This is a genomic window from Paracoccus marcusii (assembly GCF_028621715.1).
Taxonomy (GTDB): Bacteria; Pseudomonadota; Alphaproteobacteria; order Rhodobacterales; family Rhodobacteraceae; genus Paracoccus; species Paracoccus marcusii.
On sequence record NZ_CP117466.1, the window covers coordinates 1,577,899 to 1,590,184 of the forward strand.

10 protein-coding genes and 1 tRNA gene are annotated in these 12,286 nt (G+C 66.4%); 4 read left to right on the top strand and 7 right to left on the bottom strand.

From position 1 onward, the window contains the following. Position 1: 1 nt before the first annotated feature. Entirely contained in the window at positions 2–1,141 is a 1,140-nt protein-coding gene (gene rodA / locus PRL19_RS07785; RefSeq protein WP_045982737.1) for a rod shape-determining protein RodA, read from the top strand. Beyond that, on the top strand, positions 1,138–2,046 hold the full coding sequence (locus tag PRL19_RS07790) for a 2-hydroxyacid dehydrogenase (protein WP_273744428.1): 909 nt from the start codon (positions 1,138–1,140) through the stop codon (positions 2,044–2,046). Before rodA ends, PRL19_RS07790 begins: the two co-directional genes overlap by 4 nt. Here PRL19_RS07790 and PRL19_RS07795 read toward each other — a convergent pair. The 4 genes from PRL19_RS07795 to folK all read right to left on the bottom strand — a co-directional run bounded on the left by PRL19_RS07795 (position 2,040) and on the right by folK (position 5,959). Continuing rightward, the gene (locus PRL19_RS07795; protein WP_273744429.1) at positions 2,040–2,699 is read right to left on the bottom strand and encodes a DUF2062 domain-containing protein; all 660 of its coding nucleotides are present in this window, start codon (positions 2,697–2,699) and stop codon (positions 2,040–2,042) included. The genes PRL19_RS07790 and PRL19_RS07795 overlap by 7 nt on opposite strands. A gap of 37 nt (positions 2,700–2,736) precedes the next feature. Further along, on the bottom strand, positions 2,737–4,851 hold the full coding sequence (locus tag PRL19_RS07800; RefSeq protein WP_045982739.1) for a RelA/SpoT family protein: 2,115 nt from the start codon (positions 4,849–4,851) through the stop codon (positions 2,737–2,739). 33 nt (positions 4,852–4,884) lie between these two features. Continuing rightward, the gene (gene rpoZ, locus PRL19_RS07805; RefSeq protein WP_042245492.1) at positions 4,885–5,241 is read right to left on the bottom strand and encodes a DNA-directed RNA polymerase subunit omega; all 357 of its coding nucleotides are present in this window, start codon (positions 5,239–5,241) and stop codon (positions 4,885–4,887) included. Between the two features lie 70 nt (positions 5,242–5,311). Continuing rightward, positions 5,312–5,959, bottom strand: a complete 648-nt coding sequence (gene folK, locus PRL19_RS07810; RefSeq protein ID WP_331497799.1) for a 2-amino-4-hydroxy-6-hydroxymethyldihydropteridine diphosphokinase — start codon at positions 5,957–5,959, stop codon at positions 5,312–5,314. Between the two features lie 51 nt (positions 5,960–6,010). Here folK and PRL19_RS07815 point away from each other — a divergent pair, with 51 nt between their 5' ends. Then, positions 6,011–6,562, top strand: a complete 552-nt coding sequence (locus PRL19_RS07815; RefSeq protein ID WP_042245486.1) for a LabA-like NYN domain-containing protein — start codon at positions 6,011–6,013, stop codon at positions 6,560–6,562. A 49-nt stretch (positions 6,563–6,611) separates the two neighbouring features. On the opposite strand, the gene PRL19_RS07820 is transcribed toward PRL19_RS07815, so the two are convergent. Beyond that, a tRNA-Leu gene (locus PRL19_RS07820) sits at positions 6,612–6,683 on the bottom strand. Between the two features lie 374 nt (positions 6,684–7,057). Between PRL19_RS07820 and PRL19_RS07825 the strand changes: the two genes are divergently transcribed. Then, the gene (locus PRL19_RS07825) at positions 7,058–9,082 is read left to right on the top strand and encodes a catalase (RefSeq protein ID WP_273744431.1); all 2,025 of its coding nucleotides are present in this window, start codon (positions 7,058–7,060) and stop codon (positions 9,080–9,082) included. 52 nt (positions 9,083–9,134) lie between these two features. On the opposite strand, the gene rocF is transcribed toward PRL19_RS07825, so the two are convergent. Beyond that, the gene (gene rocF, locus PRL19_RS07830) at positions 9,135–10,058 is read right to left on the bottom strand and encodes an arginase (RefSeq protein WP_127897930.1); all 924 of its coding nucleotides are present in this window, start codon (positions 10,056–10,058) and stop codon (positions 9,135–9,137) included. Positions 10,059–10,132: 74 nt separating this feature from the next. Further along, positions 10,133–12,172 (bottom strand): TonB-dependent receptor domain-containing protein, encoded by a 2,040-nt coding sequence (locus PRL19_RS07835; protein ID WP_273742569.1) that lies wholly within the window; start codon positions 12,170–12,172, stop codon positions 10,133–10,135. Positions 12,173–12,286 lie beyond the last annotated feature (114 nt).

The following is a 12,286-nucleotide window of genomic DNA, read 5'->3' on the forward strand; positions in this document are numbered from 1 at the left end:
GATGTCCTATCTCGACTATCAGGTGGCGCAGGTTCCGACGGGGTTCCGCAAGGTCCTGTACATCAACTGGCCGCTGGTCCTGCTGATCACCGCCGTGTGCTGCATCGGGTTCCTGATGCTGTATTCGGTCGCGGGCGGCCGCATGGACACCTGGGCGGAACCGCAGATGATCCGCTTTGCCGTGGGCATGGTGATCATGCTGGGGCTGGCCTTCGTGCCCATGTGGTTCTGGCGCGGCATCTCTGTCGCGGCCTATGTGATGTGCTTCCTGATGCTGGTCGCGGTCGACCTGTTCGGGGTCATCGGCATGGGCGCGCAGCGATGGATCGACATCGGCCCGATCCGCATCCAGCCGTCCGAACTGATGAAGATCGCGCTGGTCCTGCTGCTGGCGGCCTATTACGACTGGCTGCCGCTGAACCGCGTGTCGCGTCCCTTGTGGGTGATCGTGCCGGTGGTGCTGATCCTGGCGCCGACCGCTCTGGTCCTGATGCAGCCGGATCTTGGCACGTCGATCATGCTGATTGCGGGGGGCGGGATCGTGATGTTCGCGGCGGGTGTGTCGCTGTGGTATTTCGGGGCGGTGATCGGCGCCGCGGTGGGCCTGGTCGTGGCCGTCATGCGCAGCCGCGGGACGGACTGGCAGCTGCTTCGCGACTATCAGTTCCGCCGGATCGACACCTTCTTGGACCCGACCTCCGACCCGTTGGGGGCCGGCTACAACATCATCCAGAGCCAGATCGCGCTTGGTTCGGGCGGGTTGTCGGGGCGCGGCTTCATGCAAGGCACGCAGTCGCGGCTGAACTTCCTGCCCGAAAAGCACACCGACTTCATCTTCACCGTCCTGTCCGAGGAGTTCGGCTTCATCGGGGCATCGTCGCTGCTGGTGCTGTACATGCTGATCCTGGGCTTCTGCCTGTATTCCGCACTCAGCAACCGCGACCGCTTTGCCAGCCTGATCACCATCGGCATCAGCGCGACGTTCTTTCTGTACTTCTCGATCAACATGGCGACGGTAATGGGGCTGCTGCCCGCCAAGGGGTCGCCGCTGCCGCTGGTCAGCTATGGGGGGACGTCGCTGATGATCCTGATGCTGGGATTTGGCCTGGTGCAATCCGCCCATGTCCACAGGCCCCGATGAGGGTCCGGTTCTCTGCCCGCGACGATGCGTGGTCCGAATGGGCCCCGGCCCTGCGCGCGGCCTGCCCCGAGATGCATCTGGACCGCGACGGCGATCCGGCCACGTTCGATGCGATCATCTACGCCCCGGGCGGCGACATCACCGATTTCGCGCCCTACGCCAATGTCCGGCTGGTGCAGAGCCTGTGGGCCGGGGTCGAACGCATCGTGGGCAACGCCACGCTGACCCAGCCCTTGGCGCGGATGGTCGATCCTGGATTGCGCCAGGGGATGGCGGAGTATTGCGCCGGATGGGCCATGCGCGCCCATCTGGGCATGGACCGCTATGCCCAGGACGGCATCTGGCGCAACGGGCAGATCCCGCCGCTGGCCGCGGAACGCCCGGTGACCGTCCTGGGCATGGGCGAACTGGGACAGGCCGCCGCAGCCATGCTGACCGCCCTGGGCTTTCCGGTCACCGGCGTCAGCGCCTCGGGGCGGGCGGTGCCGGGGGTTTCGGTGCTGCCCATCGCGCAGCTGGACCAGGCCCTGGCCCGCGCGCAGATCCTGGTCTGCCTGCTGCCCGACACGCCCGCCACCCGCGGGCTGCTGGATGCGGACCGCCTGTCGCGCCTGCCTGACGGCGCCTGGCTGATCAATCCGGGACGCGGCACGCTGATCGATGACGAGGCGCTGTTGCGGGGGCTGGACCGGGGGCGGCCGGGGCACGCGGTGCTGGACGTGTTCCGCACCGAACCGCTGCCAGGGGATCACCCGTTCTGGGCCCATCCCGCGGTCACCGTCACGCCCCATATCGCCGCCGAGACCCGCCCCGCGACCGCCGCCCCCGTCGTCGCCCAAAACCTGCGGCGCGCGATGGCGGGACGGCCGCTGCTGCATCTGGTGGACCGCGACCGCGGTTACTGACCCGGACCGCCCTTGGCCCGATCCGCCTTCAGCTGTGCCGCGCGTGCCGAGGCGCGGGCGATGCGCTCTGCCATCTTCTTCTCGCGGCGGCGCTGATAGGCGATGAAGATCGGCACGGTCAGGTAATGCGTGATGACCCCCGCGATGGACCCCAGGATGACGCCGCCGACCATGTAGGGCCAGAATACCTGCGCCAGAAAGTCGCTGAGGTTGTACCAGTGCATCTCGGACGGGCCGAACAGGGCGCTGAGGTTGTGCCACAGCTCTCCGGTGGCCTTCGAGAATTCGTGGAAGATGAACTGGGGCGTCAGCTCGCCCTCCTGGCCGAGGATCTCGCGGCCCAGCTTGACCGACATCAGCGCGATGAAGGGCAGGGTTACCGGATTGCCCACGAAGGTCGCCAACAGCGCGGCCAGCACGTTGCCGCGGATGATCCAGGCCACCGCCGCCGCCGACAGGAAGTGGAACCCGAACAGCGGCGTGAAATTCACCATGATCCCCGCCGCGACCCCGCGCGCAATGCGATGCGGCTGGTCGGGCAGGCGGCGCAGCCTGTGAGCCACATAGGCGCTGGCCCGCCGCCAGCCGCCCGGCGGATAGATCATCTGGCTGGCCAGTTGGCCGTAGCTGCGCGGTTTGCGGCGTTTGAACAAGGCGAACCCGATCCGTGACGGGCAGGGGGCGCCTGCCTCAGGGTTTCAGCGCCGGGTCCCGCACGCGCGAGACCTGCGCGACATCGCTTTCCGCCTCGAGGGCGGTCAGCAGGTTGTGCAGATGTTCATGGTCGCGCAGTTCGACCTCGACCTCGATGCGGTAGAAGTCGGGCTTGCGGGCGATGAACTCCAGGTTCGAGATATTCGCCCCCTGCGCCCCGATCAAGGTGCAGATGCGTCCCAGCACGCCTGCGTCGTGGCGGATCGTCAAATTGAGCACGGTCGAATAGGCGGCGGGGTGGCGCCCCTCGCGCCATTGCAGGTCGACCCACCGGTCGGGGCTGTCCTCGAACTCGGCCAGCACGGGACAGTCGATGGCATGGATGACCACGCCTGCGCCGCGATAGGTGATGCCCACGATCCGCTCGCCGGGCAGGGGGGCGCAGCAGGGCGCGCGCTTGAAGTTCGCGTCGGCCTCCAGCCCCGCGAAGGGGCGCTTGCCGTCGATCTCGTCCTGGTGGTCGGCCAGTTCCGGATAAAGGACGCCCAGGACCTCCTTGGCGGAGTTCTCGGCGCTGCCGATGCGGGCCAGCAGATCCTCGGCCGAGGGCAGACCCATCTGCTTGGCCGCGGTGCGCAGCGCCTTGTCGGTGACCTTGCGGCCCACATGCTCGAAGCTGACGCGGACCAGTTCGCGCCCCAGGCGCATGAAGCGGTCGCGATCCTCCTCGCGCAAGCTGCGCCGGATCGCGGCCTTAGCGCGGCCCGTGACCACGATGTCAAGCCAAGTCGCCTGCGGGCGCTGCCCCGAGGCAGAGATGATGTCGACCGACTGCCCGTTCTTCAGCCGCGTCCACAGGGGCACGCGGATGCCGTCGATCTTGGCGCCGACGCAGGAATTGCCCAACCGGGTGTGGATCGCATAGGCGAAATCGATCGGCGTCGCGCCCCGCGGCAGCTGCATCACGTCGCCCTTGGGGGTGAAGCAGAACACCTGGTCCTGGTACATCTCCATCTTGACGTGTTCCAGGAACTCGTTGTGGTCCTCGGTGTCGAACCGGTCGGTCAGCTGGGCGATCCATTCGGCGGGATCGACCGCAAAGGGGTTCCGGGTGCGCACGCCGTCGCGATAGGCCCAATGCGCCGCGACGCCGGCCTCGGCGACCTCGTGCATCTGGCGGGTGCGGATCTGCACCTCGACCCGCTTGCCGTCGCGACCCGATACCGTGGTGTGGATCGAGCGGTAGCCGTTCGATTTCGGCTGGCTGATGTAATCCTTGAACCGCCCCGGAACCGCGCGCCAGCGATGGTGAATCACGCCAAGCGCGCGATAGCAGTCCATCTCGGTCCGCGTGATGATCCGAAAGCCGTAGATGTCGGACAGGCGCGAAAAGGCCAGCTGCTTTTCCTGCATCTTGCGCCAGACGCTGAAGGGCTTCTTGGCGCGGCCGAACACGTCGGCCTCGATGCCCTCCTTCTCCATCTCGGTGCGGATGTCGGCGGTGATCTGGCCGATGATGTCGCCGCTGTCGCGCTGCAGGCTGACAAAGCGGCGGATGATCGAACTGCGCGCCTCGGGGTTGATGACCTTGAAGGCCAGGTCCTCCAGCTCCTCGCGCATCCACTGCATGCCCATCCGGCCCGCCAGGGGGGCATAGATGTCCATCGTCTCGCGCGCCTTCTTGACCTGCTTGTCGGGGCGCATGGACCGGATGGTGCGCATGTTGTGCAGCCGATCGGCCAGCTTGACCAGGATCACCCGCATGTCGCGGGACATGGCCATGAACAGCTTGCGAAAGTTCTCGGCCTGCTTGGACTGGGTGCTGGACAGTTCCAGGTTGGTCAGCTTGGTGACCCCGTCGACCAGTTCGGCGATCTCGGCGCCGAACATGCCGACGACCTCGTCCTTGGTCGATCGCGTGTCTTCGATCGTGTCGTGCAGCAGCGCGGTCACGATGGTCGCGTCGTCCAGCCGCATCTCGGTCAGGATGGCGGCGACGGCGATGGGATGGGTGAAGTACGGCTCGCCGGAATGGCGGAACTGGCCCTCGTGCATGCGCATGCCGTATTCATAGGCATCGCGGATCAGGGTGCAGTTGCTGCGCGGATTGTAGTTGCGGACAAGGGCCAGCAGGTCTTCGACGTCGATCATGATGGTGTCGAAGACCTCTGCAGTGTGACCGTGTCAGGCGCGCTGGTTGGCTTCCAGCATCATGCGCAGCATCCGTTCCTCGGATTCCTCGTCGGACGGCTTGGGGCGATCGACCTCGGCGCCCAGCAGCAGGGCCATGGCGTCCTCCTCGGGCTCGTCGACCTCGATCTGGGTCTGGGTCGATTCGATCATCCGCTCGCGCAGATCGTCGACGGGCTGGGTCTCTTCGGCGATTTCGCGCAGGGCGACCACCGGGTTCTTGTCGTTGTCGCGATCGACGGTGGGGGCGCTGCCAGCCGCGATCTCTCGGGCGCGATGCGAGGCGAGCATCACCAGATCAAAGCGGTTGGGAACCTTGTCGACGCAGTCTTCGACCGTTACGCGGGCCATGGATCACCTGTGCAGTTGCGAATCGGACATTCGGGGCGAACCGGACTGATGGTCGCCACAGCGCCGATTGTCAAGGAAAACCTGGGGATTCGACCGGCGTCATTCCGTCCAGCGCGCGGGGTCCAAGCGCCTCCAGCATCGCCGCGACGCTGAGCCCGGTCAGCGGATGACGCCAGTCCGGCGCGATCTCGGCCAGGGGGGCCAGGACGAACGCGCGGTCCTGCATCCGCGGATGGGGCAGGATCAGCCGGTCGGGCGTCTGCACCCCCTGGCGGTCGGGGGACAGGTCCATCCAGTCCCGCAGATGGCCCGCATCGGGTTCGATCCGGTCGTCCAGCGCAATCAGGTCCAGGTCCAGGACGCGTGCCGACCACCGGCCGGTGCTGCGGTCGCGGCCATGCTCTGCCTCGATCGCGTGCAGCGTCGCCAGGACCTGCGGCGCGTCCAGGGACGTGGCGATCAGCGCCACCGCATTGGCGAAATCGGGCCCCGATCCCGCAGGCATGGCGGGAGTCCGCCAGATGCGACTGATCGCGGTGATTGAAATGCCCGGGGCGCTGTGCAGAATGCCCATCGTCGTGCACAGGGTCGTTACGGGGTCCTGATCCGACAGGGGAAGGTTGGCCCCAAAAGCAACGATACCAAAAGACAGGTTAACCACGCTTTCCTCTTTCCTTACAGGTCCATGGCATGGGCCCGCGCATCTCAGGTCCCTCACCCTGGCCCGCGCTTGTGCCGTGAAGGACCGGGTTCATCAAAGGCAACATCCATGTTTTACAAAGACGACCGATTGGCAATCTTCATAGACGGGGCCAATCTTTATGCTGCCGCGAAGGCACTGGGCTTTGATATCGACTACAAGCTGCTGCGCCAGGAATTCGATCGCCGCGGCAAGCTGATGCGTGCCTATTACTATACCGCCCTGATTGAGGGCGAGGAATATTCCCCGATCCGTCCGCTGGTGGATTGGCTGCATTACAACGGTTTCTGCGTCGTGACCAAGCCGGCGCGCGAATACACCGACGCCCTGGGCCGCCGCAAGGTCAAGGGCAACATGGACATCGAACTGACCGTCGATGCGATGGAACTGGCCCCGCGGATGGATCACGCGGTCCTGTTCTCCGGCGACGGCGATTTCCGGCCGCTGGTCGAATCGCTTCAGCGTCAGGGGGTCCGGGTGTCGGTCGTGTCCACGATCCGCAGCCAGCCACCGATGATCGCCGACGACCTGCGGCGCCAGGCCGACAATTTCATCGAGTTGGACGCGCTGCGCGACATCATCGGCCGCCCGCCGCGCGAGCCGGCCCAAGTCGAGACGTGATCCCGCGTGCACCGGGGCCTGACGGCGCCGGTGCCGCATGACGCGATGATGGTGCGGACGGCGGGACTTGAACCCGCACTTCCGTTCGGAAAACAGATTTTCGTACCACTTCGACTTTCGCCGCCGGGGGTGCGATGCCCCGTTCGTGGTCTGGACTATCCCTTCGCCATGGTCCGCAAGGACGTTAGGCGCCGCCCGTCTAGTCTCTACACCTTCCCCGTCTCCGGGGCTTGGCTCGGGATTGGCACGGGGCCGGGGCCCCACAGCTTTCCCCGAATTTGAGCGGTTCTGCACCGGCGGTTTCCCGACCGGGCACTCCAATTGTCAAAGTCTGCTGCGTCTACCGATTTCGCCACGTCCGCATCATCATCACTCCTGCGTATCGCAGGCTGCGCGGCGCAGGGCAAGCGGGTGAACAAAACATAGCCCCCCGAATCAGGAACCGTTTTCATCGACCTTTGTTGGACAGACAACGCGCCAGCACAGGAGGACGTCATGTCCAGCATCAGCGAGACACGCGGCAACGGTGGAGAGACCCACCAGACCGGCGGCGAGGCCCTGACCACCAATCACGGGGTCCCGATTTCCGACAATCAGAACAGCCTGAAGGCCGGGGCCCGCGGTCCTACCCTGCTGGAGGATTTCGTCCTTCGCGAAAAGATCTTCCATTTCGACCATGAACGCATCCCGGAGCGGATCGTCCACGCCCGCGGTTCGGGTGCACACGGCTATTTCGAATGCACCGATCCGATCCCGGAACTGACCCGCGCGGGCGTTCTGGCCAATCCGGGCAAGACGCCGGTCTTCGTGCGATTCTCGACCGTGGCCGGCGGCGCCGGCAGTGTCGACACGCCGCGCGACGTGCGGGGCTTTGCGGTCAAGTTCTATACCCAGGAAGGCAACTGGGACCTGGTCGGCAACAACATCCCGGTGTTCTTCATCCAGGACGCGATCAAGTTTCCCGACCTGATCCATTCGGTCAAGATGGAGGCCGACAAGGGCTATCCGCAGGCCGCGAGCGCCCATGACACCTTCTGGGATTTCGTGTCGCTGATGCCGGAATCCATGCACATGATCATGTGGGCGATGTCCGACCGCGCGATCCCGCGCAGCCTGCGCATGATCGAGGGGTTCGGCGTTCACACGTTCCGCCTGGTCAACGCCCAAGGCAAGTCGACCTTCGTCAAGTTCCACTGGAAGCCCAATCTGGGCCTGCAGAGCCAGGTCTGGAACGAGGCCGTCAAGACTGCCGGCGCGAACCAGGACTATCACCGCCAGGACCTGTGGGAGGCCATCGATTCGGGCGACTTCCCGGAATGGGAACTGGGCATCCAGACCTTTGACGCGGAATGGGCCGCCAAGCAGCCCTATGACGTCCTGGACGCGACCAAGCTGATCCCCGAGGAGGACATTCCCGTCCGCATCGTGGGCCGCATGGTGCTGGACCGGAACCCCGACAACTTCTTTGCCGAGACAGAGCAGGTGGCCTTCCTGCCGACGAACGTCGTGCCCGGCATCGACTTTTCCGACGACCCGCTGCTGCAGGGACGGCTGTTCAGCTATATGGACACCCAGAAGTCGCGGCTTGGCACCACGAACTTCCACCAGATCCCGGTCAATGCGCCGAAATGCCCGATGCACAACTTTCAGCGCGACGGCATGATGCAGATGGCGGTGCCCAAAGGCCGCGCCAACTATGAGCCGAACAGCCTGGATCAGGCCGGAGAGGAGCCGGGACCCCGCGCCACCGACCAGGGCTTTGCGACCTACAAGGACATGACCGACCTGGGCAACCAGCCGGACGAGAAGCTGCGCGTGCGGGCGGACCTGTTCGGCGACCATTACAGCCAGGCACGGCTGTTCTATCGCAGCCAGACCGAGGTCGAGCAGACCCACATCGCCGATGCGATCACGTTCGAACTGTCCAAGGTCGGCCTTGGCCACGTGATCCAGCGCGTTCTGGGTCACCTGCGGGTCATCGACGAGGATCTGGCCGAGACCGTGGCCGAAGGTCTGGCCGAGGATCTGCCCGCCGCCGCGACGCCCATGCGCGAGCCGATCGACATGGCACCTTCGGATGCGCTGTCGATCATGAAGCAGGCCAAGCACAGCCTGAAGGGTCGCAAGGTCGGCATCCTGATCGGCGACGGCGGGGATCAAGCCAAGGTCGATGCGCTGCGCGACGCGGTCGAGGCCCAGGGCGGCACCGTCATGCTGATCGCCAAGGAGCGTGGCAAGGCCGAGGCGCAGTTGGCGGGATCGCCGTCGGTCCTGTTCGATGCGGTGGCGCTGGTCATCGGCGCCGATGACGCGGCCAAGCTGGCCAAGTTCAAGCCCGCGGTCGACTTCGTGTCGGATGCCTTTGCGCATCTGAAGGCGATCGGCGCCGACGATGCCAGCGCCAAGCTGCTGGCGGCGGCCGGGGTGCAGCCCGACAAGGGCGTGACCAAGCTGGACCCGGCGGCGTTCGTCGAGGCGGCGGTGCAGCGGTTCTATGACCGCGAAGCCAAGGTCTGGTAGGCCTCAGCCGTTTTGGATCGGAATGAAAGGGTGCGGGCCGGTGGTCCGCCCCTTACCCATAGCTGCGGGTCGGGCGGTCAAAGACCTTGCGGCCCATCAGGCTGCCGACGAGATCGACCATCAGCTTTGCGGTCCGGCCCCGTTCGTCCAGGAACGGGTTCAACTCGACCAAGTCCAGCGATGTGACCAGCCCCGATTCGTGCAGCAGCTCCATCACCAGATGCGCCTCGCGGAAGGTCGCGCCGCCGGGCACCGTGGTTCCCACCGCGGGCGCGATCGAGGGGTCAAGGAAATCCACGTCCAAGCTGACATGCAACAGGCCGTCGGCCGCGCGCACGCGGTCCAGAAAGGCCCGCAGCGGGGCCACGATGCCCTGTTCGTCCAGCACCCGCATGTCGTTCACGGTGATGTCCGTGGGCTGCATCAGGGCCAGTTCGGCGGGGTCCACGCTGCGGATGCCGAACATGCAGATGTTTTCGCCCGGGATGGGGGCGGGGAAGGGCGGGAAGGGGTCGAAACCGTCCAGCCCGTTGGCATAGGCCATCGGCGTGCCGTGCAGGTTCCCCGACGTGGTAGTGGCGACAGTGTGAAAGTCGCTGTGCGCGTCCAGCCAGATCACGAACTGCGCGCGGCCCTGCGCGGCGGCATGCGCAGCGACCCCCGCGACGGTGCCCAAGGCCAGCGAATGATCGCCCCCCATGATGATCGGCATGCCATGCGGCAGGGCGTCCTGGGTGGCCTGGCGCAGGGCGCCGGTCCAGGCGATTGTTTCGGGCAGGTGATGGACGGCGGGGTTGGCGCAGCGGTGGTCGCCCAACGGGTCCGGCGTGACATCGCCGCGATCCTCGACCGTGTGGCCCAAGGTCGACAAGGTCGCGGCCAGGCCCGCGGTGCGATAGGCGGCGGGGCCCATCAGGCAGCCGGGGCGGCGCTGGCCCTCGTCCACGGGGGCTCCGATCAGGATGCAATGGGTCATGGGGCTCTCCGGCTGGATGGTGCCCCGTTTGAACACGCCCGACCGGGGAAAGTCCACCGGCCGGGCGCATCCCCCTAGAAGTTCGAGGTCAAGCCCAGCCACAGGCGGCGGCCCTCGCCCTCGGTGTTGTTGGCGGCCATGGTGACGTCGCGGTCCAGAAGGTTGTAGATCGCGCCGTTCAGGCTGACCCGGTCGGTCAGTTGATAATCCGCCCCCAGGTCCACCGTCAGGTAGGACCCGTATTCATAGGCGATGGCTGTCCCGTCCGCGTCGAAGGCCACCGGTCGGCCGTTGGTGCCGATGCGGGCACTTGCGGCTGTTTCCCGGCCGTGATAGATCACCGACCCCCAGGCCCCCAGCCCCGCGACGGGGGTGACCCAATCGGCGGTCACGCTGGCCTGATGGCGCGGCGTACGGTCCAGCGGCAGGCCCGCGAAATTGCCGGTCCGCTGTTCGCTGTCGGTGAAGCTGTAGCTTGCGCGCAGCGTCAGGTCGGGAGTGGCGTCCCAGTCCGCGGTCAACTCGACCCCCTGCAGGCGGGCGCGGCCGACATTGTACCATTCCCATCTGTTGAAGGTGGTTCCGCCGATCATGACCTGGTCGTCGGTGCGGGCGCTTTCTATCTTGTCGTCGAAATCGGTGCGGAACAGCGTCGCACCCACCTGCCACGTCGGCGCATCGTAAAGTGCCGCCAGCTCATAGCTGGTGCTTTCCTCTGGCTGCAGGCCGGGGTTAGAGACGATCGCGCCTGCGCCCCGTTCGGTGGTGTAGAAATAGCCCGGCACGACGGAGCGCAGATCCGGCGCGCGGAACCCCGTCGACACGCCCCCCTTGAGGGTCAGGCCCTGCGTCGCGTTCCATACCGCATAGGCGCGCGGGGTCAGGTTGCTGCCGTATTCGGCATGATCGTTCAGCCGCGCCCCAAGGGTCAGGGCAAGATCGTCGCGCAGGCGCCATTCGTCCTCCAGGAACACCGCGCGCTGCGAGGTCGCAAAGGAATAGGTCCGCCCATCGCCCAGGCCGGGGTTCTGGTCGCGCAGCCCCGTGCGATTCACCTGCCCGCCAAAGACCAGCGTATGGCTGCCCTGCCATTCCAGCGGCGCGGTGAATTTCGCGTCATAGACGGTGTTCGTGACCTCTGGCGCGCGGTCGCCTGCGACAAGCGCGCCATTGCCCGATGCCGTCTTGCGCTGGCCCACCTCGCGCAGGACCGACAGGTCGGCCGCCACATGGCCCCACTGCCCGGCATAGGACAGGGCGGCGCGGTCGCGGGTGTTGTCCTGAAGGCTGTCGTTCTGCGGCGTGCCGCGGAAATCGACGGGCGCGATGGTGCGGCCGACGCGTCCCAGGTCCTCGATTGTGGTGCGCCCGCCCTCCAGGTGGACGGTGTGATCGGGTTCGGGCGTCCAGCTGAGCCGCGCCGACAGGTCCGTCAGTTCGCGGTCGCGCAGCCCGTCGACGACCCGCGACTCGGACCGGTCGAGGCGGCGTCCCCAGACCTGCAGGCCCAGCCGGTCCGCAACGATCGGCCCGCTGCCATAGAAGGACAGCTGGCGCGAGGACGCGTCGTCGCCGTCCTGGGGCAGGGTGGCCTCGGCCGTGACCGACCCGGTCCAGCGGTCGGCGACCGGCTTGGTGATGACGTTGACCACGCCGCCCATCGCGTCCGATCCGTACAGCGACGACATCGGGCCGCGAACGATCTCGATCCGGTCGATGGCGGCGACGGGGGGAATCCAGTTCTGCTCGATCCCGGCGCTGCCGTTGGTGCGCGATTCGCGCGTGCCCTGACGTTTGCCGTCGACCAGGATCAGCGTGTACTGGCCCGACAGGCCGCGGATGGTGATGTCCTGTTCGTTGGCGACGCCCGTTGTGGCCACGCCCTGCACCCCGCGCAGCGCGTCCGACAGGCTGGTGATGTTGCGCCGCGCCAGCTCCTCTCCGGAAATGACCGAGATGCTGGCAGGGGCGTCGGCGATGTTCTGTTCGAACCCGGACGCGGTGATCACGATCTCGTCCAGCAGGATGGGGGCTGTGTCCTGGGCCAATGCCGGCGCGGTCAGGGCGGTCAGCGACAGGAATGTCGCGCGAAGGGAGGGGGTCTTGGGCATCATGGGCCTCGGGGTCGGAGGGGACATGCTGCCTGGGGTCGTGGCCAGAGGGAAAAGCCGATTACCTGGGTAATTCAGTCGCCTTTACGGCGGGTGGGCGCGGGGGACAAGGTCTGC